This is a genomic window from Actinoplanes hulinensis (genome assembly GCF_019429605.1).
In the GTDB taxonomy this organism is placed as follows: Bacteria; Actinomycetota; Actinomycetes; order Mycobacteriales; family Micromonosporaceae; genus Actinoplanes; species Actinoplanes campanulatus.
The window spans coordinates 98,850-121,332 of sequence record NZ_JAHXZI010000025.1 but is presented as its reverse complement, the minus strand read 5'-3'; the positions used below and the strand labels follow the sequence as shown (position 1 = coordinate 121,332).

The following is a 22,483-nucleotide window of genomic DNA, read 5'->3' as shown; positions in this document are numbered from 1 at the left end:
CCCAGAGCTTCCGCTCTTGGTGACCGTCGGGGCACACTCGGTGACGTCTGTCTGACCGGCCGAGGGGGTCCCGCATGCCGTTCCTCAATGTCGTCGATCCGGCGTTCGACTTCGCCGCACCGGAGGTGCTGGCCGCACAGGACGCCGGCTGGTATGCCGACAGTCCACTCGGGCCGATCGTGCTGCGCCACGCGGAGGCGCAGGAGATCCTCCGGGACCGGCGCCTCGACCACGGCGGCGACGGCTTTCTGCGGCGGGACGGCATCACCTCCGGGCCGATCTACGACTGGTGGGTGCCGATGGTCGTCAACCACGACGGCGCCGACCACCGCCGGCTGCGTGGAATCGTCGGCCGGGCCTTCACACCCCGCACCATCGACGGGCTGCGGCCGTTCATCCGGGCGACGGCCGAGGCGCTGGCCGACGAGATCGCCGAGGCCGGTGAGACCGAATTCGCCGGGGCCTTCGCCGATCGGCTGCCGCTGGCGGTGATGAGCGAACTGCTCGGTGTGCCCGCCGCCGACCATGACCTGTTCAGCACCTGGTCCAGCGACATCGGCCTGATCTTCGCCCTGGCCGCCGGCGGGGACACGGCGGCACGCGTGGAACGGGCCGTGGTGGGGCTGAGCGGCTACATCGACACCCTGATCGACGAGAGGTCGAAGCAGCCGGCCGACGACCTGATCTCGCACATGGTCGCCGCCTGGCAGGTCGACGCGACGGTCACCCGGGAGGAGCTGCGCAACCTGCTGGTCACCCTGGTCTTCGGCGCCCACGACAACACGAGCCACCAGTTCTCCAACGCGATGGTCTGCTTCACCGACCACCCCGGACAGTGGACGCTGCTGCGCGACCGGCCCGAACTGGCCGACCGCGCCGTCATCGAGACGATGCGATGGCGGCCGTCGGCGGCGAGCGTGTTCCGCCGCGCCACCGAGGACTTCACCTTCCACGGGCTGCCGGTCACCACGGGGACCTTCATGACCATCGCCGTACCGACCGCGCAGCGGGACCCGCGCGCCTATCCCGGCGGACGGTCCTTCGACATCACGGCCGCCCGCGAGGCGCCGCTGCTCCAGTTCGGCGCCGGTCCGCACTACTGCCTGGGGTCGGCGCTGGCCCACGCCCAGTTGCGGGAGGCGCTCCCGGTCCTGACCCGCCGTTTCGGGCCACCGGTCGTCGCCGGTGAGGTGAGCTGGCGGCCCCCGATCGGCACCCAGGGGCCGGACCGGCTGCCGCTACGGTTCGCGGTCGCCTGACGGCGGCGGCCCGGTCCTCGAGGACCGGGCCGCCGCCGCGCCGATCACGCGGGGGCCACCTCGTTCCCGACCCTGAACGGCACGGCGACCAGCGGCGACCGGGAGCCGTCGGTGAACTCGCGCTGCACGTGCAGCGTGTGGTCACCGGCGCGCTCGGGGGTGTACGACGCCACGGTCTCCCACGCCCACGGGTCGTACAACACCTCCTGGACCGGGCCGTCGTCGACCGACCACAGGAACTTCGTGGTCACCTCGCTGAGATCCCAGGCGTAGAAGCCGAACTGGCCAGGAATGCCGACTCCGCCCATGGCCTCGCCCGGCGGCAGGTCGGTCGGCCACGGGTTGAAGACCTCCACGTTCGGGTTGCGCAGCGGCATCGAGAAGGTGCTGGTGTCCGAAACCGTGCCGTCGGCGGTCACGCTGGCCACTGCGACCGTGACGTCACCCCAGCCGTCGGGCACCTCGTACGTGACGGTCGCCGTGCCGTCCGGCCCGGCCGGGACGGTCTGCTGGACGCCGCCGACCGTGTACCGGAAGATGGTCGCGCCCTCCTGGGCCGCGGTGAAGGTGAACGACACCGGCCGCCCCATCACGGCGTCCGTGCCGAACGGCCCCTGCGCGGTGACCTTCGGAGAGTCGGCGAGGTGGATGATCTCCTCGGTCGGCGGCGACAGCGTGCCGTCGGTCAGCTTCACCCACACCTTGAGGACGCTGTCCCCGGAATGTGTCCCCACCACGTCGAAATTCGCGTAGGAGCTGTCGACCGTCTGCTGCGGCCCGCCGTCGAAGCTGTACACGATGCCGGCCGCGTCCGGGCGGTTGGACCAGGCCATCACACTGATCGGGTCACCGACGTGGGCGCCGATCGCGTTGACGCTCACCGTGGGCCGCGCGCTGATGACGGAGAACGACTCCTGGGCGGCCTGTGACCGGTTTCCCGCCGCGTCCACCGAGTACACGGTGATGGTGAAGTAGCCGCTCTTCTGTGGTGTCCACGTCAGCGCGGCCGTGCCGTCCGCGCCGGCGTCGACGCTGTGCTGCGTGCCGTCGCCGAACCCGTACAGGTACGACACGACGTTGGTGGTCCGCGGGGTGAAGGTGAACGATCCGGCGACGCCCTCGACCGGGTCGTTCGGCCAGTCGAACTCGGCGGAGGTGACCTTCGGGGCGTCGGTGACGTGAAGCTGGACGCTGTTCGAGCCGATCATCCGGTTGCCCGCGTAGGCGCGCGACAGCACGGTCCGGTAGCCGGTGCCGGTGAACACCAGGTCGCCCTTGCCCTGACGGTCGACCGCGGGCACCCGGGTCTCCGGGCCGCCGTCCACGGCGTACCCGAAACCGGTGACCTCGGCGGCCTGGGAGGTGAGCGTGATGTGGCTGGTCAGGCCGACGCCGTTCATCTCGATCTCGGCGAACGGGGCGGTGTTGCGGACCTGGTACCGGTACTGGACCCACGGTCCCCGGTTGCCGGCCGCGTCACGGGCGGCGACCTGGAGACGCCCCGGGCCCCACGTACCGGGTGTAACGGTGATCTTGGCCCGGCCACCGGGGTGGTTCGGGGTGACGCTCTGGAGGAGGCTGTTGTCCATCAGGGTCCAGTCGAAGCCGACGGTGTCGACATCGCCCGCCGCGTCGAACACGAAGGTGCCGGGCACGCCCGGACCTCCGGTGCCGGGGTAGTCCTCGCTGGGGTACTTCTTCGACGACACCACCGGGCTGGTCGCCGGCGCGACGGTGTCGACGGTGAAGTAGCAGGTCCGTCCCCACGGTCCGGCGTCGTCGTAGTCACGGCCCTGTGCCGTCCAGGCGACGACGGTGCCGTCCTCGAGCCCGCTCAGGTCCAGGCTCGGCGACGAGGATTCCTTGCGCTGATCCGGGCGGTTGACCGGCCAGTACGCGTACACGATCTGGGGGTGGTCGTTGGGGTCGGCGTCGGTGACCGTGGCCTGGACCCGCATCCAGTTGCCGGCCGTCGGGTGCTTCTCGGGCTTTCCGCAGCCCGCGTCCGGGTATTTCAGCTTGAGCCCGCTGACCCTGGGCGCGTGGTTGGCGGCGTAGCTCATCCGGGCCTGGGTCATCGTCCGGCCGACACCGGTGTCGCCCTCAGCGGTGGCGTTGATGCGCACCTCGATGGTGAGCTTCTTCTCGCCCCGGGCGAAGGCCGCCTGGATCGCGGGGATCATGTCGATCCCGAGGTACGCCCCGGGGCAGATGACGCCCTTGCCATAGGAGCGCTCGGCGAGCAGCTCCAGCTCCTTCGGCGGGTGCTGCCAGGTCGTCGTCTCGGTGACCTGCCTGGTGCGCCACACCTCGATGGGCGCGACCCGGGAGCAGTCGTTCACCGTCCGCTCGCTGGTGTAGAAGGTGACCCGGTGCAGGACCTGTCCCTTGAGCGGAGCCAGGTCGAAGGTGAAGTAGGCGCGGCCGGTGTGCTCATCGCTGCTACCGATGAGGAAGTCGCCGGCCGGGTTCGGGTTCGGTGTGGTCGGTTGCGCCCGGTCGGTGTAGGACCAGGCGCTCAAGGGCAGTTGGCCGTAGTTCGCGGCCTGCGCGGGGGCGGCCGGAAGTCCGACGAGGACGGTGGTGGCGCTCAGCGCGGCGACGGCCGCGGACAGCAACGCCCGGACAGTGCGATGCATGATTACTCCCCGATACCCCCGGCTCTCGGCGAGCGGGGGCGACGGATTTTAGCATCGATGATCTTGCTCATGGAAAGCGCTTCTCAGGCGCCGAGGAGTGCGGCCGCGGCGGTCAGGTCGGGGACGCAGGCGGTGGCGGGAGGCGCGTCGGGGGCGTCGGCGTATTCGCCGGTCCGGACCCGGATGGAGCGGGCGCCCAGGGCCGCGGCCACGGCCATGTCCTTGCCGGGGCGGTCACCGATCACGACCAGGTCCGAGGGGTGTACGCCGAGCGTCTCGGCCACCTGGCGCAGGCCCTCGGGGTGAGGTTTGCGCAGCGTGCGGCCGCCCAGCTCGTCGGTGATGACGATGGTGGCGAAAGCGTCCGCCAGGCCGGTGGCGGCGAGTTTGGCGCGCTGGATCGCCGGGTTGCCGTCGGTGAGGCAGGCTACCGGGTAGCGGGCGCTGATCGCGGCCAGCGCGTCCCGGGCGCCGGGGTAGCTCGGCAGGCGGCGGGGGCGGTAGGTGGTGAATGCCGCGACCAGCGTGGGGATCAGTTCGGCGGCCAGGTCGGGGCCGATGCCGTAGGCGGCCAGGGCACGGTCGATGGTGCCGCCCCGGTCCGAACCCGCGACGAGCTGGCGGCGGACCGCACGGCTGAGGCGGACCTGGTCGAGGCCGGCGGCGGCGCCGGCCCGGCCCACCGCGCGGGATGCCCCGTACAGGTAGGTGGACTGTGGGTAGAGGGTGTCGTCGAGGTCGACGACGACGGCCAGCGGGGGCTTCTCGAAGAAGGTCATGACGCCGGCTTCCAGGGGAGAGTGCCGTCGGTGTGGTCGGGTTCGTCGAGGGTGAGCAGCGGGTCGAGGGCCGGGTCGGCCAGCAGGGCGGCGACCCGGGCGCCGGTGTGGCCGTCACCGTACGGGCAGGGCAGGGCGGCCACCCGGGACAGCTCGGCCGGGGTGCTCAGGTGGTGGGCGGCGGCTACCGCACGGTCGGCCTCGTCGTCGCTGGTGAGTCCGGTGAGGACGGCGGTTCCGGCCTCGACGCCTTCCCAGCGTGGGGTGGAGCGGCGCAGCACCACGACGGGCACGCCCAGGTAGGCCGCCTCCTCCTGGAGGCCGCCGGAATCGGTGACCACCACCCGGGCATGGGCCAGGGCGGTCAGCAGGCCGTCATAGGGCAGCGGATCCTCGCAGGTCACGCCGGGTAGCGCGGCCAGGCGGCCGGCCAGGCCGTGTTCGTGCAGGCGGGCGCGGGTGCGCGGGTGGATCGGGAAGCGGACCGGGCCGATCGCGGCGAGGCGGGCTACGACGTCGACGAGGCGGGCCAGCCGGGCCGGGTCGTCGACGTTGGACGCGCGGTGGGCGGTGACCAGCACTCCGGTGCGGTCGGCGGGCGGCACCGGCCGGACGCCCTTCTCGCGCAGCGTGTCGATCACCGGGTTGCCGACCACGAAGATCCTTTCGACGGGTACGCCCTCGGCGCGCAGAAACGCGGCGGCCCGGTCGGTGGGTGCGAAGTGGAGCTGGGCGGTGGCCGCCGCGACCCGGCGGTTGACCTCTTCGAGGCTGCGCGGGTTGAAGCTGCGCAGGCCGGCTTCGAGGTGTGCGAACGGGATGCCGGCCCCACGGGCGGCCAGGGCGTAGGCGGGCACGGTGTGCGTGTCACCGAGCGCCAGCACCAGGTCGGCGCCCCGATCGGGGAGCACCGCGGCGGCCGCGGTGACCAGGGCGCCGAGGTCGTTCGGTTTCGCCAGGCGCAGGTCCGGGGCGAGGCCGAGAGTGCGCTGGATGTCGCCGCTCATCACGGCGTCCTGGTGCTGGCCGGTGTCGACCGCGGTGACCCGGTGCCCGGCGGCGCGCAGGGCGTGCACGACCGGGGCGAGCTTGATGACCTCGGGCCGGGTGCCGAAGGGCACCAGCACGTGACGCGTCCTCATCAACCCACCGCCACGAACATGCCCTGGCCGATCGCGGGAGCGTGCTCCGCGCGTACTGGGGAAGGGGTTCGAAGGGACGCCGGGCCGGAGGGTGAGTGGGCGATCGGCCTGGCCGCTCCGAAGCCGGGAACCGAGCAGGTGACCGGGTCGAGCGGGTCGGCGACCGGCGTGCCGTCGGCCGTGTAGTAGACCTCGGCGAAGTGGCGGGCCATCCGCACGCCGGGCCGGAAGCCGAGCGTGGGCAGCGGCGCCGACGGGTCGAGGATCCCGGTCAGGTAGGTGCCGACGACGTCGGCGCCGGCCGCGAGGGTGAGCGGCAGGCCGCCGGAGAAGCGCGGGTTCACCTCGACGACGGTGACGTCCCCGGAGTCGGCGACGAAACCCTGCACGTTGGCGGGCCCGGTGTGCCCGACCACGCGCAGGGTGGCGGCGACGATCTCGGTGACCGCGACCGAGGCGAACGTGGTGCCGCGCACGGAGACGCCGCCGCGGGTCTCGTCACGCCAGCGCGGTACGCAGGCGAGCAGCGTGCCGTCCGGCCCGGCCAGGGCGTCCGCGGTGAATTCGCGGCCGGTGACGCGGGTCTGCACGACGGCGCCGGGCACCGAGGCGAAGGCGCGGCCGAGATCGGCCGGGTCGTCGACCTTGACCACGTCGCGGCTGCCGCGGCCGCGGGACGGCTTGACGATCCAGGGGCCGGGGACGAGGCCGAGGGTGGCCGGGGTCCAGGCGGTCGCCGGGTGCGGCACACCGGCGGCGTGCATGGTCCTCGCGAAGGCGATCTTGTCGATGCAGCGTTCCGCGGCGGCCGGGTCGGGCAGCCAGGTCCTCACGCCCAGCTCGTCCATGGCGGGGGTGAGCGGGGCGAGGGCGGCGTACTCCTCGGCGACCGTGCAGATCAGCGCGGCCGGCCGGTGCTCGTCGAGGACGGCGAGCAGGGCCTCCGCGTAGCCGGGGTGGCCGGCGCAGGGCAGTACGGCGCTGCGGCCGGCCAGGCGCAGCCCGGCCGCGTCGGGGTTGGCGTCCAGGGCGAGCACGTGGTCGCCGGCCGCCTGGAGGGCCTTGACGACGGCGACACCGGCCGGGCCGCCCGCTCCGGTGACGGCGACGAGGCGGCCGGTCTCGGCGATGGACCGCTGCCCGGGCGCGCGCATCAGCCAGGCGCGGGCCCACAGGCGCAGCGCGATGACGTCGCCGCCGGCGACCGGCTCCCACTGGCGGGCGGCGACCACACCGGCCAGGGTGTCCAGGACCAGAGGATCCGTTTCGTACGAGGCGACCGCCAGCAGGGTGGCGGTGTGCACGCCGAGGCCCCTGCCGGCCAGCTCGCGGATGATCTCGGCGCGGCGGGCCGGGGTCTCGTGGCCGACCCGGTAGTCGATGCGGCGCTGCTCGCGGCGGCGGGCCAGGCGGCGCGACACCGCCTTGGGCAGGATCCGCCGGTGGACCACGGCGGCGATCCGCACACCGGGCTCCCGGGTGTCCTCGACGGGCACCCGGTGGCCGAGCCCCGGGCGGGCCCAGGCGGCCGGACGGTCGGCGGTGTGGCGGCCGGTGCGGTCCTGTTCGGCGCGCTGGGCGTCGTACATCGTCAGTCCGATCATGATGAGGAGTCCGATCAGGGTGTAGGCGAAGTTGAGGACCGCGCCGATCCAGTCGTGGAAGAAGACCAGCGCGTCGACGGCGAAGTAGCGGCCGGCCAGCAGGGAGCCGAGCAGCCGGACCTGGTTGGCGGCGAGGACGAAGACGGCGGCCGCCAGGAAGCCGGGAAGGGCCTGCGGGCGCTGCCGGAGGGCGACCACGGCCAGCGCGGCCAGGGCCAGCACACTGCTCAGGATCGAGCAGGATCCGGTCATCTCGGCGACGACAGGTTCCAGGTTCGGGCCGAAGACGATGAAGCCGTCGCCGAGCGCGCCGGAGACCCGGTCGACGCCGAGCAGGTCGATGATCCGGGAGGCCAGGGTGACCTCGAAGCGGCGTACCGGGTCGATGAAGAGCAGGTAGCCGCCCACGCAGCCGACCACCGCGCCGATCATCTCGAGCAGCACGAGCCGGCGGCGCAGCGGTGTGGCGGCGGGCTTCCAGCGGTGTTCCCGCCGGGCGAGCGTCCGGTTGAGACGCTCCTCGACACGGCTCATGTCACACCCGACCGGGCCGTCTTCGACCAGGTGTATAGGGTGCCCCACATGCCGTCGAGGTAGGCCTTGGTGGCGGTCAGGATGGACATCCCGAACGCCGGGATGAACCCGATCAGCATCCACACCGCCCTCCGTTCCACCCGGCCCAGCACCAGCCCGACCGCCAGCTCGGTGAACGGGCCGGCGAAGAGCAGCGCCGACAGCGACACCATGGAGACCGCCGACTGGCCGCCGATCCCGAGGGCGCGCAGGACGATGAGGAGAAGACCAAGACCACACAGCACCGGTACGTGGTAGACCCAGAGGAAAAGCATCGTCTCGAGCTTCTCCATCGGCGACAGGTGGCGGGTCGTGAGGATCGGCCGCCAGTAGTCGCGCAGGCACTTCTGATGGCCGCGCGCCCACCGGTAGCGCTGCTTCCAGAACCGCCGCGAGGACAGCACCGCCTCCTCGAAGTCGACCGCCGACGGGTCGTAGCGGACCCGCCATCCGTCGAGCAGCAGCCGCAGGGTGAGGTCGGTGTCCTCGGTGACGGTGTGCGGGTTCCAGCCGCCGAGCGCCCGGATCAGGTCGGTCCGCACGGCACAGTTCGCCCCGCCGTACGCCGGGAGTTCGAAGAGCGCCTGCCGGCCGTACTCGTTGACCAGGTAGCCGGACAGGTAGTCGATGAAGATGGTGGAGGCCAGCGACGACTCGACGCCGTTGCGCACCACGCACCGGCCCATGACGGCCCCGACCCTGGGGTCGCGGAAGTGGCGGACCAGCCTGCGCAGCACGTCCGGTTCGGGCTGGTGGTCGGCGTCGAAGACGACCGCGATCTGGGCGCCGTCGACGAGGGCGAGGGCGTCGTTGAGCGCACCCGACTTGCCGCCGCCCGCGCCGGGCCGCCGGTGCAGCACGCGCAGCCGCGGGTCGGCGGCCGCGAGCGCGTCCAGGCGGGCGCCGGTGCCGTCGGTGGAGGCGTCGTCGACGACCACGACGGTCAGCGCCGAATGCGGGTAGTCGAGCGCCAGCATGGCCGCGACCATGCCGTCGACGACGAGTTCCTCGTCCTTGCAGGCGACCAGCACGGCCACCGGCGGGGTGAACGACTCGGCGCCGACCAGCGGGGCGTCCAGGTCGCGTTCGGTCCAGCGGGCCGCGGCGACCGCGAACCCGAGGTGCCGGAAGAAGAACAGCAGAAAGACCACGTTGAGTACGGTCGCGATCCAGCCGAGCGTGGAGTCCAGCCCGAGGACCGCGACGGTGACCGCGAAGACGGCGAGGTGGGCGAGCAGCCCGAGGCGGTGGTGCGGGGACACCGCCCGGCGGCGCCCCCGCCCGGTCATGCCGCTGCCCTGGTCATCAGGTAGTCGCCGGCCCCCACCAGGTCGTCGGGGAGGACCGGCAGCGGGGCCAGATCCCAGACGAAACGGCCGGGTACGAACGCCTCGGCGTACCGTACGCGGGCCTGCGCCCCGAAGTGGCGGGCCGACGCGGCCACCACCTCGGGGTCGACCATCGCGGAGCTCTCCACCTGGCTGCGGTGACACGACAGGGCGTCGAGCTTGCGGTCCAGGTGGGCGGCGATGTCGACGTACACCGACGGCTCGAACCTCGTGGTGGACGGGCTGCGGTAGTGCAGCACCCGGCGGATGTGCCGGGCCGCCGAGACGGTGGCCGCGGCGACCGCCCGGTGATCCTGGTGCGAGTCGTCGGGCGCGTGCACGTAGACGACGTCGGCCCTGGTCTGCTCCAGGGCCCGTTCGACGAGGGCGATGGTGGCGGCGTCGGCGTTGACCGCGCAGTCCACCAGGTTCCCCCAGATGAGCAGGCAGTCGAGGCTGCACGCGGCGGCCTCCGCCTCGGCGCGCCGGCCGGCCGTGGCGCCGGGGCCGCTCTGGCCACCGGTGACCACCAGCATCGTCACCGCGTCCCCGGCGGCCCGGTGGGCCGCCAGGGCTCCGCCGCAGCCGAGCTCGATGTCGTCGGGGTGCGCCCCGACCGCCAGCACGCTGCGCGTCACGAGACCCGGGCCCCCCGGCGCTTGCGCCACACCGTCACCGCGCCGGCGACGACACCGGCCGCCAGGAACGCCAGGATCGGGCCGAAGCCGTTGCCGCCGGCGGGCAGGCTGACGTCGTTGCCGCAGGTGGGGCGCTTCCAGTTGGCGGTGACCTCCTTGCCACCGACCTTCCAGGTGACGCTGGTCTCCTTGGTGACCCAGCCGGTGGTGAAGGACGCCTTGTGGGTGCCCGGCTGGAAGACGGTGGTGACCTTGGCGTCGGTGGACGTGGTGCCGCCGTCCAGCGCGAGCCTGTTGTTGTCGCCGGCCGCGATGGTGCCGTTGGCGGAGGCGTTGCTGACGTAGCCGAAGACCGCCCGGTACTTCCCGGAGCCGCTGTCCTTGACGACACAGTCGCAGGTCGGGGTGCCGGACAGGGTCTTCCAGGTGGCCGCGGCCGGGCCGCCGTTGAACAGCAGTGCCGCCACGACGGCCGCGACCAGGGCGACGGCGCCGGCCGCCAGCGCGGCCCGGGGCCGGCGTAGCAGGGGTGGTACGAGACGCATGACAGATGACCTCCGGGGTCCGAGTGATGGCGCGACGTGTCAGATCGGTCGCGCCGTCACCGGCTTGAGGAGGTCTAGTCGTTCAGTTGATCACTGTGCTTGTCGAAGCCGATGTACAGACGGGCCGCCGCGTTGGCGCCGAGCGCGCCGAGCGTCTCCAGCTCGCGCAGCCGCAGCAGGGCCGGATGCTCGGCGTACGCCTGGGCCGCGTCGGCGAGCCGGCGCAGCGCGTCGACCTCGGCGTCGGCGCGGATCCGCTTCGCCTCGGCATCGGCCTCGGCGGCGAGCCGCTCCCGGTCCGCCTTGGTGCGCGCCTCGATCATCTGTGCCTCGGCGAGCCGCTGGGCGGTCAGCACCCGGTTCATGACGTCCTGAAGGTTGCCCGGGAAGATCAGGTCCTTCACGTCGGCGCGGATGATCTCGACGCCGTAGCCGGCCGAGACGCCCTCGACGTCGCGCAGGATGTCCTCGCTGAGCTGGTTGCGGTTGGTGAGGATGCCCTCGAGCGTCATGGACGCCAGCGAACGCCGGGCGGCGAGCTGGACGTCGCTGTAGACGCGGTCGCCGTAGTCGGCGACCCGCTCCACGGCGGCGACCGGGTCGACGACCCGGAAGTGGGTGATGATGTTGACGCGGACCGCGACCTTGTCGACGGTCAGGATCTCCTGGCCCTTGATGTTGAGCTCACGCTCGCGCAGGTCGACGATGAGGATCTCGACCTTCGGCACCCGGCGGCCGAACCGGCTGACCGGCACGTCGTACCGGCCGGGATCGAGAACCTGGTCGAACCGGCCGTCGACGTAGCGCAGGCCACGGAAACCGCTACGAATGATCACCTCACTGGACATGGGCACACCTCTGTACTTCTACGAGAAAGGGTGGCCCCGTAGCGGTTCCGATGTGAAGGATCGGTCGCGGAGGATGGCAGCGAACAAGCGTGGTTTCATCGCCAGTGCGCACGCTGCTTAGGCGCTTTCTTCTGAAGCCGCCGGGGCCGCACCGAGCATGGCAAACCCCCGGCGGTACGTTCAACGCAATATCAGCCGCATCGCCAGCCGCCGTGACGGCGCCTCGTGGTCGTCGGCGTCGACCACCGCATGGAGGCGTACGCCGTCGCCGGTGACCTCCCGGATCGTCAGCCCCTCCACCTTCTCGGCGCCGGGGATCTCCACGAAACCGCCGTCGAGCAGGGCCAGCCCGGAAGCGAGGACCGGGCCGTCGTCGACCGCGTTCGGCGTGTCCTCGGCGGCGGCGCTGACCAGCACCCGCCCGTCCGGCAGGCTGACCGCGTCAGTCACCGCCAAAGCCACACCGTCGACGTCGCCGAGGTCGTGCACCCGGACCTCGCCGACCCGGACCAGGTCGGGCGGGGCCTCACCGCGGACCGCGGCGAGCAGTGCGACCGCGTCCACGTCGGCGGAGGCGCTCGGCGCGCCGGCCGTCAGGTTGCCGCGCTGGAACCACCGCAACCGGTCCCCCACCAGGCAGGCCCCCTCCAGGTTGAGCTGCTCCTCGGTGAGGCCGAGGGCGGCGGCGACCGCGAGGTAGACCGGCCGCAGGTCGGCGACCGTGTAGCCGGACGAGCCGACCAGGGAGGCGCGCATCCGGTTCGGCGAGGAGCCGGAGCCGAGCAGCAGCACCTGCCCGCCGGCCAGGGCACAGGCCGCCTCGAAGTCCGGTTTCAAGTGTTTGGTGCCGGCCGCCTCGCTGAACTCGTCCAGCCCGTCGATCGGGTCGATGACGCGGACCGGGGTGATCGAATCCGGTCGCCACCAGGCGGCGTGGGTGGCGTCGTCCTGCACCACCAGCCAGCCGTCGCCGAACGGCGCGATCGCCGACGCGGACCGCACCGGTGAGCCGTCGTCGAAGGTCAGGGTCGCGCTGTCCTCGATCTCCAGTCGCACGACCCTGATCCTGCCACTGTTCAGCGAAGTTTCGCGCCGTAGACGCGGTTCACCCGGAGGGCCATCAGCACGCGCCGGTCGGAGACCATGGCCTGCCGGTACTCCTCCCAGTCCGGGTGCTCGCCGGCCGCACTGCGGTAGTAGCCGACCAGGGCCTCGACCTCCGGCCCGTACGGATCGGCGCCCGGCCCGGTGAGCGTCACCGGCCCCTCGGCGGTCGCCCAGGACCAGCCGTCCGCACTGGTCACCTCGAGGACGGCCCGTGGATCACGGCGCAGGTTGGCGGTCTTGGCCCGCCCTTCGACGATGGACACGTAGATCGTGTCGGCGTCCCGGTCGTAGTAGGGCGTCACCGGCGACAACTGCGGCAGGCCGTTGGCCTTGATCGTCGCCAGCACACCGAGCCGGGCGGCGGCAAGCAACTCACGAGGATCGAACTGGTCAGCGCTCATGAACCTGCCAAGTCCCCGTGACACGACGGTATTCCGGTTGCCGCACGGCCGTCCGTTCCGCCACGGTGGCCGGGTGATCGTCGTGCAGCGCGTCCTCACCGAGTGGACCAAACGCTCCCGGGGCGCGCCGGGCGCGGTTCGCCGCAACGCCGTCCCGGAGGCTTTCCCGCTCCCGCCGGGTGCCGTGTTCCACCAGGTGACGGCGTACGAGCAGAACGATTTCACGCCGGCGGCGACGGTCGGCGACATCGTTCCCGCACGGGCCGGTGTGCGCCTGGCCCGCTCCCCGGACGGCCGCCTCACGGTCACCGGTGCCACCGACGTGTGGTGCCAGTGCGTCATGGTCTTCCCACGCCGTCCCGAGCGTGTCGTCCTCGAACTGCCGCCGGGCACGTGGGGCCGCTGGCGCCTCAACTTCCGGCTGTGGGAGGAGGACAGCGACTGGCGCTACCAGAAATGGGTCCTCAACGTCGCCTATCTGCCCGGCCTCACCCCCACGGATCTGTTCCTGGCCGAGCCGCCCCTGCACCGCGACGACCTGGTCCAACTCACCACCCCGACCCGCTCGCGCCAGGACATTCGCATCCGCTGATCGCGGGATGTGGTGGACGCCACTTTCTCGGCCGACCCTCCCGCCGGGCGGTGACCACATGATCACCTATTGCTCCTGTCGCAGGTTGGGCGGCCGCGGGCCGGTCATTTCGGGTGGTTCACAGGCGGGACACAGATGAAGACCGATTTGACCGTGGGCGCGACAATCCCACCGATGAACACCGATAGGCCCACCCCCGCGCCCCAGGACAGCACGCCCGCGGAACCCGAGTCGGCTGAACCCACGGTCGCCTTGAACGAACCCGGCGACTCCGGTGAGGGTGAGCCGACGGTCGCATTGCCGGACGGCTCGTCGTCCTCGGCGGGGTCCGAAGCGACGGCTGATCTGTCGGCGGTCTCCCCGGCCGCGGGTTCCGTCCCGGTGGAAAATGGGTCCGAGCCGACGGTGACCTCGTCGGCGGCCTCGCCCTCAACGGCGGAGGTCGCCGAGGCAACGGTCTCCCTCTCAACAGAGGAGAAGGCCGAGAAGACGGTCTCCCTCTCAACAGAGGACAAGGCCGAGAAGACGGTCTCCCTCTCAACAGAGGAGAAGGCCACAGCAACGGCTGAGACCGCCGAGGAGACCGTCGCCCTCTCCATGCAGGAGATGGCCGCGGCAACAGCCGCCGCGTCCACGGCGGAGGAGTCCGATCCGACCACGGTGATCTCCGTCGGGGCCGAGCCGACGATCGCGCTGCCCAAGCCCCGGCTCTCGCCGGAATCGACGGTAGCGCTGCCGGTCAGCCGGGAGTCCTCGCCCACGTCGGATTCGACGGTCGCCCTGCCGATCCCGGCGCTCCAGCCCACGTCGGATTCGACGGTCGCCCTGCCGTCCGTGCCGGCCCCTCGGTCCGCGCCGACCGTCGCCCCGCCGCCCGCCGAGCCGACGATCGCCCTGCCGACCGCGCCGGCGGCCCCTACCGTCGTACCCCCGACGTCGAAGCCTGTCGCCCGCCGCCGCCTGCTCTGGGCGATCCCGGCCGCCGCCGGCGCCGCCCTGATCGGTGGCACGGTCGCCGCCCTGGCCGGACGCGGCGAGCCGGAAGCGGCCAAAACTCCCAACCTGGTCGTCAGCGAGCCCGCCCCCTCGCAGAGCCCGACCCCGGCGCCCACCACGCCCAAGCCCACGACCCCGGTCATCAAGGTTCCGGTGCACACGCTGAAGGACTTCCGCAAGCTGGTCCCGGGCGATCCGTTCCCCACCGACGCCATCGCGCTCACCATCGACGACGGGCCGCACCCGGTCTGGACGCCCCAGATCCTGCGCCTGCTGGAGAAGCACCACGTCCCGGCCCTGTTCTGCATGATCGGCAACCAGGTCCTCGGCCACGAGCCCACTGCCCGTGACGTCGCCGCCGACGGCCACCTGATCGCCAACCACACCTGGAGCCACCCGCTCAAGCTGGCCAAGCTGCCGCCGCACGTGATGCTCAAGGAGATCCACCGGGCTCAAGACAAGATCTACAGCACCACCGGGGTCGCCCCGAACCTGTTCCGCTCCCCCGGCGGCGCCTGGTCCAACGGGCTGGCAGAGTCGGTCTCCAAGAGCGGCGTGATCCCGATGGACTGGACCACCGACCCACGCGACTGGGCCCGCCCCGGCGTCGCCCACATCACCAAGCGTCTACTCGCCGCCAAACCCGGCCAGATCCTGCTCTGCCACGACGGCGGCGGCGACCGCTCCCAGACGCTGGCCTCCCTGAAGACCGTCATCCCGGCCCTCCAGGCCAAGGGCCTGAAGTTCGTCGCCCTCATGTGACGGTCGACGCGCCCGGCCTGGGACCGGCTCTGACAAACCCGCGGTCTCGCGGCTGTTCAGGTCACCGCCCGGCGGTACGGCGGCCCCGGCTGTTCAGGTCACCGCCCGGCGGTACGGCGGCCCCGGCTGTTCAAGTCACCGCCCGGCGGTGCGGCGGCCCCGGCTGTTCAAGTCACCGCCCGGCCATGCGACGGCCGCGGCTGTTCAAGTCGCCGCATGGCGGTACGGCGGCCCCGGCTGTTCAAGTCACCGCCCGGCGGTACGGCGGCCCCGGCTGGGCACGGCGCCACCCGATGGGTTCATCGCGCCGGCCAGGCGGCTCGCCATCACTGAGCGACGGTGTTCGTCAGTCGGTGCGGCAGCCGCTCGGGGCCGGTGGGCGGCCGATGTCGTCGCCGACGAAGGTGATCGGCCGGTTCAGGGCCAGTTCACGGGTGGTGGTGAAGCCCCACCAGCTGACCTCGAACGGCAGGGTGGTGATCTCCCGGGTACCGCCTTCCGGCATCGCCGCCTGGCAGGCCATGTCGAGCGACCAGAAGACCCTTGCCGCGTCCCCGGCGCTCAGCGTCACCTCGCGGGCCGGTGTCGCGTTCCCGTCCTCGGCGTCGAGCCCGGGCAGGAACGTGACCTGCTGCCGGTCGAACCAGGTACCGTCGGCGAGGTCCAGTCCACGCACCGTGAAAGGCAGACGGCCGTCGTTGCGGATGCTGAAGGTCGCGGTGACGGTGTCGACCGGTCTCCCCCGGACCAGCATCCGGGTGTCCATTACCCCGTCGTTCGCCCAGGTCATGCCGTTCCCTAGACCGACGAGACCGCCGGCGCCGAGTCGAGGGTGCCCCCACCACACGACGGCGGCGAGGAGAACGAGCGCGGCGGCGACCAGCACGGCCAGCCCTCGCCACGGTTGCCATGGCTGAGTGCCGGTCGTCGTCGCAGCGGCCTTCTCACGCATCGATAGCATTCGTGCCTTCCCACTGTGCCGCTCTGGAGTGCGGCCCGGCAATGATGCCTTACCAGCTCAGATCTGTCTCGGCCGTCGATCTGCCTCCGGCCGGCGCCGCCGTCACGAGCCGTGGCCGAGTGTTCCAACCGCGTTTTGTCGTGCCGATGTGTGCGCACAACGTCGCGGAGCGCCAGTCACCCACGAGCCGGGTGGCGAGCGATTTCTTTCGAACATCTCCCGGTTTTGCGGGTCCGTTGAAGAGCTGGTCGGATACCGGTTGTATTCGGTGGTTCTTCCGTTCTTTTCCGTGGTTGGGCTGAGGTGAATGCGACAGCGGCGGAGCCCGCGGCGCTACTGAGCCCGTGATCGGGTGCTGGTCGGGCTCATTCGTGACGATGCCACCTCGAACAGTGGGTCGTCGGGCGGCTTCGATGGCCGCGCCCGGCATCGAGTTGCCGGTTTGCGGCTCAGGGCTGTCAGCAGCCGGCGAGCCGTGGTGGGGGCGGGACTCCGGTAGGGCACAGCATCGCCGTTGCAGGCCGCGGACCCGGTGTCGCGGATTTCGATGGCGCCGCGCCGGTGAAGCCGGGGAACCGACCCCACCGGCCGGCGTGGCGGCGATGCCGCGTCCGGTTGCCTGACCTGTGCAGACGGAATCACTGTCGGGCGCGTCGGCGGGCTCGCGGGGTACGGCGTCTTGGGCGCGGGCGGTCTGGGCGGCGTGGGCGACCTGGGCGACCTGGGCGACCTGGGCGGCGTTATTACGGTCGTGCGGAGGGACTCGGTTGCGGCGGGCAGTCTCCGGTTGTTCGGTGCACACCGTGCGGCAGGCCGTGTCCCGCGGAGCGGCAACGACCGGCGGCACGGTGGGCACAGCGGACGGCACGGCGGGCGCGGCGGACGGCACGGCAGGCACGGCGGGCGCGGCGGGGTGGCCTGGGTTGGTCGGCGCCGGTGCGGCGGCGACGTCGCGACGGAGGCGGCGGAGCTTTTCGGCGTGGCGGCGCTCAAGACCGAAAACGCGACGCCGTTGTTGCGCGCGACGGAATTCCTCGCGCTCGGGAGAATGGTTACGCGCTTTCGCGGGGTTGCGCATCTCCGCGATGTGCGCCCTGCTGAACAGCGATCCCTGCCTCATGAACGAATTCTTTCGCACTCCGATCGCGAAGTGTAAGCGGATGATCATGCCATCCTTTTTCATCGACATTCAGAAATAATGAACCCCGATGTTAGAAATTAGTGACGGCGCACCGTATACGTTCGGGCAATGACCAAGCATGCACCCCAGGCCATTGACTGCCATCAGGTCATTGCCGGTACTACGGTGTCTCCAGGTCGCCGAAGTCGAAGTCGGGGTCTGAGACGTCGACCGAATCGACGGAGCTGCCGAAGTCGCCGAACCCATCCAGTACCGCGCTGACCACCGGGTACGCGCATATGGCGAACGCCAGGAAGAGCACGCCGACCACCACCGTAGTGACGAGCCGTCCGCCGCTTTTGTGCGCCGGTGTCGCGTCGGAAGGCTTTTGGGGGTCGTAGACGACGGGGACTTCGGTGCCGATGATGTGGGATCGGAACCCGTCCAGGTCGGCGAGTGCTGTCGTCACCTCTTGGCCCGAATCGGTTTGGAACGTGACCACCGGCCGGAAACTGGTTCGGCCGTCCGACCAGGATTCCAACTGGTTGTCGACCACGCGGGCGGTCGTCTGCCGGCCTGAGGCGGTGAGGCTGCTCAACCTGGTCCAGCGCCTCGTCGCGGCGACGATCAAAGCGGCGCCCACCAGGGCCGGGACGCCCACGAAAAGGGCTGTCACAACGTAGTGCCACCAGGTCGACTCACCGATCATGGCGTGACTGTAGAGCACGATCGCGAATGGCTGGGCTGCCGAGCACGGGGCGAATCCGGTCCTCTCCGACGCCGCGGAGAATGCGGCGATTCGGCAAGCCCTTCCCCTGATTCGTAGTCGCTGGTGAACGGCGCTCAAGGCGTCACGTGCCGGCGGGCGAGCGACCTGAAAGCGCCGGGGGAGGCCGATCGAGGTCAGCCAGTGCCGCCGCCGGAGGCTTTCGCCGTAAGTGGAATTCTTTGAACCTGTTTCCGCAGTTCAAGCCAATCTCGCGCTTGCTCGGCCGGACGGAATCGTTCGGTGACGGTTTCCCGAACGGCTCGCAGATCTTGATCGTCCAGGACTGCGTGAACGGCCGGAGCCGCATGCGAATGCGGATGTCCCCGCCGTCAGTGAAACGATGGGTCGATGCTCTGGCCGGTCCTGCTCGACTCTGCTCCGCGCGACACCACATGGTCACTGGGCGAACGGGTCTCGACCCGCCTCAGATGGCTCGACGCCCCGGATCTCCCCGAGGACCTGGTGCTGCAGCAGACCGTCGTGCGGGCCGGCACGCTGCTCGGTTTCGACGGACAGCCCTGGGCTCAGCTCATCGGGGCCGGCGGTCTGCGCGCGGTTCGGGAGGGTGATCATCGGGCGGGTGACGTCACGCTCGACGGATGCCTGGGCTTCGACGCCTTCCTGAGGATCATCGATGATCTGCCCGTCACGGTGGGCATCGTCCGGCGGGTCCGCGTTGTGCACGACCTGCATGATCGCGGCACCAGCGAGTGGATCCGCCGGCCCGGGGGCGTGCGCCTGACCGACGTTCCCGATGCCTGCCCCACCCGCCTGCGCGACGAACCGTCCTTCGGCGAACCCATGCCGGACGACGGGGAACCCGAGCCCGGCACCATGCGGATCATGAGTCCCGAGGAGTACTTCCGGTTGGCCCGCGACCAGCTTCCCGCAGAGCAGTGGCAGGCCCGGGGCTTTCTCGTCGACTTGGAGGTCGCCGGGCCCGCCTGAGTTCGGGCGACGCGGCCCACCACTACGGGGCAGAGGTCAGCCGATGGCGATCAGGAGCACCTCGTCGCCGGATAGGCTCGTGATGGCCGCCCGCAACAGCGACAGCGTGTCCTCCATCGCGCTGCGGGATTCCTCGTCGTCGAGTTGCAGGTCGATGGGGCCGTCGAGCAGGTCATCGATTTCGTAGGCGGCCGGGTCGAGCCGGTCGAGGAATTCTCTGGCGTTGCCGGTGATCAGCGTGGTGTGGCCGAAGTCCGCGCTGATCGCCCGGGCCGCTTCATGGAGATCGGGGTTCTCCAGAGTCACGTTCAGGCCGTCCAGATTGTCCAGGATGTTCATCATGACGTAGCCGGACCAGCCATATTCCTCGCCGGGTTCCCTGCCGGACTGCTGGATCGCCTCCCAGCTGCGTTCCTGACCCGCGGCGCCGACGATTGCCGGCAGAGCACCGATCTTCACGATGTACAGCGAGGCGATGGACGACATCGGCGAATCGTATATGTACGGGTGAGTGGGCAGCTGAGCCCGGCGGGCGCGGCAAAGGCGGGAGTGGGCAGCGGCTTGCGGGTCTGGTACGGCGGGTTCGGGTAGCCGTACCGGAAATGGGGGTTGAAGTGATGGGTGAGAATGTCGCCATGATCGGGGAAGAACGGGGTTCGCGGGTTACGGCATCGGTGTTCGGCAGGACGTTGTGGGTGATCGCGGGGGCGATTCCGTTCTTCTATCTGGCCGCGGGGGCCGAGGTGGCGTGGATGGAGGGGCTCAGCGACAACGGGACGGGTTCGGTCATCGGGACTGCCCTGACCTGGGCGGTTCTTCTGGCGTTGTTCCTGGGGGCGATGCTGTACCGGTTCCGGGGAGCGAAGATCGCGGCGGCTTCGGGATGGGCGCTGAGCCTGCTTCCGGCGGTGGGGTTGTTCGCGTTGCTCTACAGCTATATGTACGTCGGTTGACGTCCTCATCGACTTTGGTCGGTTCTGGGCTTCCGGACGGTTCGCGAGAGTTGAGGTCTCGCGGACTGGACGGGAGGCGACGGGATGGGGCGTGCGCGCTGGGTGCCGGTGGTGGCGCTGCTGGTGCTGGCACCGTGGGCGGCGGAAGCGTCGTGGGGTGGCTTTCCGGTCACCTGGTATCCGTTTCTGGTTCTGTTTCTGGGGCCGCTCTACGGTGGTGCGGCGGTGCTCATTCGGGAGGCCGCCCGTCGTAGCGGGGGCGGCTGGCCGGTGATCGTGCTGCTCGCGGCGGCGTTCGGGGTGGTGCAGGCGGGGCTGGTGGATCAGTCGCTGTTCAATCCGGGGTTTCTGGACGACACCGAGTTCGCGGGGTCGGCTCCGGGGTTCGCCGAGAAAGCGCTCGACTACGTCGGTAATCACGTTCTGCTGAGTATCTGTGCGCCGATCATGCTGGTGGAGGCGTTTCTGCGTACGCCGTACCGGCACCGGCCCTGGCTGGGTGGACGCGGTCTGCTCGGTGTCGGTGTGCTCTACCTGCTGGGCAGCCTGATGATATTCGCGGATGACGAGGACGGCCGGAAGGGGTTCGTGCTGTCTCCGGAGCAGCTGGGGCTCGCCGTGGCCGTGATCGTCGCGCTGGCCGGTGTGGCGTTGCTGCCCCGGTGGCGGCGCGCGCCGCGGCCGGGTGTGGGGTGGGTGCCGCATCCTCTGCTGTTCGGGTCGGTGCTGCTGGCCGTCCACATGGGTTTGTGGTTCGTGACCGGCTGGTTCGGTGTCGGGGTGCGGGTGGCCGTCGTCGTGTCGGTGGTCGTTCTGGTGCCGGCCTGGTCCCGGAGGGCCGGGTGGTCGCCCCGTCATGTGGTCGCCGGCTGGTCGGCCGGGTTGGTCGCCGCCGCGGCCGGGGCCGCCTTCGCCCCGGCCTATGTGCCGACGTCCGCCGTGCTGGGGGTGGTGAGCGATGTTGTCGTCGTCCTACTGGCGGTGACGCTGGCGGCGGTCGCCTACCGCGCGTCCAGCCACGGTGTGATCAGCGCGGGGTCGGCGACGAAGGCGGTGACCTGATCGCGGTCCTCGGCGCTCAGTGCCATCCGCCGCAGGCGCTCGCCCCACTCCGGCACTCGTTCCGGTTCGTTCAGCACGGTCGACAGCTCGATGAGTGCGGCCAGGGCCATCGCTCGTTCGACGGCGGGCGCACTGTCGCCGTGCCGGCGCAGCCCTGAGTTCAGCGCCCGGAAGGCGGCACGGTCGTCGGTCTTGAACTCGCGCAGGATTCGGGCGTTGTCGAGGACTTTGGCGAGGCCGGTGAGCTGCTTGGATCCGCCGTACTCCAGGTCTTCCGGTTCGTCGCGGCGGATGAAGACGATCGAGTTCCCGGAGGGGTCCATGATGGTGAAGCGGGAGGCGCCGGCGCGGTAGCGGGTGATCCGGGGCAGGCCCTTGGCGAGGACCTTGCCGTAGGCGCCGCGCATCGCGGTGGTGAACCGGGCGTGGTACGGGGCGACGTCGTCGACCATCACGAGGCAGCCGCCGGTGCGCTCCTGGGCCGGGTCGACACCCTCCGGAGGGCGCCCGTAGTGCAGGTCGAAACCGCTCCATCGAAATGCCAGATAGAGGTACGGCCGGTGCTGCTCCCAGGTGACGGTGAAGCCCAGCGCCCGCCAGAACGCGAGGGTCCGGTCCGGGTCGAGGCACGGCAGTAACGGCACGATCGTCTCGGTGGGTGGGATCGAATCGCTGGTCATCGCCGGAGTTTCGCGGAATCCGGACGGTGGCGCACATGGGTTGGCACAAAGTGGCCCTCAGCAGGGGCGTTCAGTGAGCGAAGTGGAAGCCGGCGGCTCGTAGTTTCGATGAGCTGACCGGGACCAGCGGGGTGGCGATCTCGGCTCGGTAGGCGAGTTCAGGCCGGCCGTGCCCGGTGGTGATGCCGGCGAAGAAGCCACGGTTGGTGGGCGGGATGTCCGTGTCGGGGACGGCGTTGTAGGCGCCGGTCAGGTCGTGGGTGACGACGAAGTCGAGGGCGGCGGCCGCGTCGCGGTAGTCGATGCGGTGCCGCGGCGGTACGGGCGGTGGCGGTGAGCGTGTCGGCGTATTCGGCGACGCGGGCCCGGGCGTCGAAGGAGCGGCTGATCCGGGGGCTGACGGTGAGGACGTACCTTAATTGATCCTTAACTATGCGACCTTGAGGAAACCGCTTTCCATCCGGATCCGTGCTTATGGAGTGAAACCCGCCCCCGCTACCGAAAGGCACGTGATGGCGCAATTGCGGCTGGCCAGAAGGAGAGTGATCGGGACGGCGGACGTCTTCACGAACTTCGCCTCGCACACTGGGAGGACGTCGGCGAGGACGCGGCCACCTTCCGGGGAGCCGGCACGGCCCGTGTCGCGACCGGGGTGACCGGCCCGTAGACGCTCGCCGGGGCGGCCGCCCCCAGCCGCTTCGCGGTCGCCCCGGCGAGTTCCCATCCTCCAATACCCTAGTTGACAGATGGGATTTAGAGGCTAAGGCTCTACGTATT

Annotated in this window: 22 protein-coding genes; 6 read left to right on the top strand and 16 right to left on the bottom strand. The window is 70.8% G+C overall.

All coding sequences use genetic code 11. The features are described from left to right. Positions 1 to 74: 74 nt before the first annotated feature. Positions 75 to 1,259, top strand: coding sequence for a cytochrome P450 (locus tag KZ829_RS36575; protein WP_220148409.1), 1,185 nt, complete (start codon positions 75 to 77; stop codon positions 1,257 to 1,259). Positions 1,260 to 1,303: 44 nt separating this feature from the next. On the opposite strand, the gene KZ829_RS36570 is transcribed toward KZ829_RS36575, so the two are convergent. From KZ829_RS36570 to KZ829_RS36525, 10 genes are all read right to left on the bottom strand, one after another. Beyond that, complete coding sequence (locus KZ829_RS36570) at positions 1,304 to 3,898, bottom strand: hypothetical protein (RefSeq protein ID WP_220148408.1); 2,595 nt, start codon at positions 3,896 to 3,898, stop codon at positions 1,304 to 1,306. A gap of 83 nt (positions 3,899 to 3,981) precedes the next feature. Next, positions 3,982 to 4,677, bottom strand: coding sequence for an HAD family hydrolase (locus tag KZ829_RS36565; protein ID WP_220148407.1), 696 nt, complete (start codon positions 4,675 to 4,677; stop codon positions 3,982 to 3,984). After that, complete coding sequence (wecB, locus tag KZ829_RS36560) at positions 4,674 to 5,819, bottom strand: non-hydrolyzing UDP-N-acetylglucosamine 2-epimerase (protein ID WP_220148406.1); 1,146 nt, start codon at positions 5,817 to 5,819, stop codon at positions 4,674 to 4,676. Before wecB ends, KZ829_RS36565 begins: the two co-directional genes overlap by 4 nt. Next, on the bottom strand, positions 5,819 to 7,957 hold the full coding sequence (locus tag KZ829_RS36555) for an ATP-grasp domain-containing protein (RefSeq protein WP_220148405.1): 2,139 nt from the start codon (positions 7,955 to 7,957) through the stop codon (positions 5,819 to 5,821). Before KZ829_RS36555 ends, wecB begins: the two co-directional genes overlap by 1 nt. Then, on the bottom strand, positions 7,954 to 9,285 hold the full coding sequence (locus KZ829_RS36550; RefSeq protein WP_220148404.1) for a glycosyltransferase family 2 protein: 1,332 nt from the start codon (positions 9,283 to 9,285) through the stop codon (positions 7,954 to 7,956). The genes KZ829_RS36555 and KZ829_RS36550 overlap by 4 nt, the downstream gene beginning before the upstream one ends. Further along, entirely contained in the window at positions 9,282 to 9,962 is a 681-nt protein-coding gene (locus KZ829_RS36545; RefSeq protein ID WP_308285817.1) for a PIG-L deacetylase family protein, read from the bottom strand. The genes KZ829_RS36550 and KZ829_RS36545 overlap by 4 nt, the downstream gene beginning before the upstream one ends. Next, entirely contained in the window at positions 9,959 to 10,507 is a 549-nt protein-coding gene (locus KZ829_RS36540; protein WP_220148402.1) for a hypothetical protein, read from the bottom strand. The genes KZ829_RS36545 and KZ829_RS36540 overlap by 4 nt, the downstream gene beginning before the upstream one ends. Before the next feature lie 74 nt (positions 10,508 to 10,581). After that, the gene (locus tag KZ829_RS36535; protein ID WP_220148401.1) at positions 10,582 to 11,355 is read right to left on the bottom strand and encodes a slipin family protein; all 774 of its coding nucleotides are present in this window, start codon (positions 11,353 to 11,355) and stop codon (positions 10,582 to 10,584) included. A 180-nt stretch (positions 11,356 to 11,535) separates the two neighbouring features. Then, positions 11,536 to 12,411, bottom strand: a complete 876-nt coding sequence (locus tag KZ829_RS36530) for a DUF6929 family protein (protein ID WP_220148400.1) — start codon at positions 12,409 to 12,411, stop codon at positions 11,536 to 11,538. Between the two features lie 20 nt (positions 12,412 to 12,431). Beyond that, positions 12,432 to 12,863: a PPOX class F420-dependent oxidoreductase gene (locus KZ829_RS36525; RefSeq protein ID WP_220148399.1), complete on the bottom strand. Its 432-nt coding sequence runs from the start codon at positions 12,861 to 12,863 to the stop codon at positions 12,432 to 12,434. Positions 12,864 to 12,936: 73 nt separating this feature from the next. Here KZ829_RS36525 and KZ829_RS36520 point away from each other — a divergent pair, with 73 nt between their 5' ends. Next, complete coding sequence (locus KZ829_RS36520; protein ID WP_220148398.1) at positions 12,937 to 13,455, top strand: hypothetical protein; 519 nt, start codon at positions 12,937 to 12,939, stop codon at positions 13,453 to 13,455. A 104-nt stretch (positions 13,456 to 13,559) separates the two neighbouring features. Here KZ829_RS36520 and KZ829_RS36515 read toward each other — a convergent pair whose 3' ends face one another. Then, positions 13,560 to 14,054 (bottom strand): hypothetical protein, encoded by a 495-nt coding sequence (locus KZ829_RS36515; protein WP_220148397.1) that lies wholly within the window; start codon positions 14,052 to 14,054, stop codon positions 13,560 to 13,562. Positions 14,055 to 14,061: 7 nt separating this feature from the next. On the opposite strand from KZ829_RS36515, the gene KZ829_RS36510 reads away from it, so the two are divergent. Then, positions 14,062 to 15,213 carry a polysaccharide deacetylase family protein gene (locus tag KZ829_RS36510; protein WP_220148396.1) on the top strand — a complete coding sequence of 384 codons (1,152 nt, stop codon included), beginning with the start codon at positions 14,062 to 14,064 and terminating at the stop codon, positions 15,211 to 15,213. 346 nt (positions 15,214 to 15,559) lie between these two features. On the opposite strand, the gene KZ829_RS36505 is transcribed toward KZ829_RS36510, so the two are convergent. The 3 genes from KZ829_RS36505 to KZ829_RS36495 all read right to left on the bottom strand — a co-directional run bounded on the left by KZ829_RS36505 (position 15,560) and on the right by KZ829_RS36495 (position 18,003). Next, positions 15,560 to 16,165: a hypothetical protein gene (locus tag KZ829_RS36505; protein ID WP_220148395.1), complete on the bottom strand. Its 606-nt coding sequence runs from the start codon at positions 16,163 to 16,165 to the stop codon at positions 15,560 to 15,562. Positions 16,166 to 16,223: 58 nt separating this feature from the next. Beyond that, on the bottom strand, positions 16,224 to 17,363 hold the full coding sequence (locus tag KZ829_RS36500) for a hypothetical protein (protein ID WP_220148394.1): 1,140 nt from the start codon (positions 17,361 to 17,363) through the stop codon (positions 16,224 to 16,226). A 112-nt stretch (positions 17,364 to 17,475) separates the two neighbouring features. Further along, positions 17,476 to 18,003, bottom strand: coding sequence for a DUF3592 domain-containing protein (locus KZ829_RS36495; protein ID WP_220148393.1), 528 nt, complete (start codon positions 18,001 to 18,003; stop codon positions 17,476 to 17,478). 408 nt (positions 18,004 to 18,411) lie between these two features. Here KZ829_RS36495 and KZ829_RS36490 point away from each other — a divergent pair, with 408 nt between their 5' ends. Further along, positions 18,412 to 19,011 carry a hypothetical protein gene (locus KZ829_RS36490; protein WP_220148392.1) on the top strand — a complete coding sequence of 200 codons (600 nt, stop codon included), beginning with the start codon at positions 18,412 to 18,414 and terminating at the stop codon, positions 19,009 to 19,011. 36 nt (positions 19,012 to 19,047) lie between these two features. Here the strand turns inward: KZ829_RS36490 and KZ829_RS36485 are convergent, their stop codons facing one another. Then, on the bottom strand, positions 19,048 to 19,497 hold the full coding sequence (locus tag KZ829_RS36485; RefSeq protein ID WP_220148391.1) for a hypothetical protein: 450 nt from the start codon (positions 19,495 to 19,497) through the stop codon (positions 19,048 to 19,050). A gap of 131 nt (positions 19,498 to 19,628) precedes the next feature. On the opposite strand from KZ829_RS36485, the gene KZ829_RS36480 reads away from it, so the two are divergent. Together KZ829_RS36480 and KZ829_RS36475 are read left to right on the top strand one after the other, a co-directional pair. Next, complete coding sequence (locus KZ829_RS36480) at positions 19,629 to 19,964, top strand: hypothetical protein (protein WP_220148390.1); 336 nt, start codon at positions 19,629 to 19,631, stop codon at positions 19,962 to 19,964. Positions 19,965 to 20,048: 84 nt separating this feature from the next. Further along, positions 20,049 to 21,026, top strand: coding sequence for a hypothetical protein (locus KZ829_RS36475; RefSeq protein ID WP_220148389.1), 978 nt, complete (start codon positions 20,049 to 20,051; stop codon positions 21,024 to 21,026). Here the strand turns inward: KZ829_RS36475 and KZ829_RS36470 are convergent. Beyond that, on the bottom strand, positions 20,966 to 21,706 hold the full coding sequence (locus KZ829_RS36470; protein WP_220148388.1) for a DUF8817 family protein: 741 nt from the start codon (positions 21,704 to 21,706) through the stop codon (positions 20,966 to 20,968). The two genes, KZ829_RS36475 and KZ829_RS36470, sit on opposite strands and share 61 nt — an antisense overlap. Positions 21,707 to 22,483: the final 777 nt, after the last annotated feature.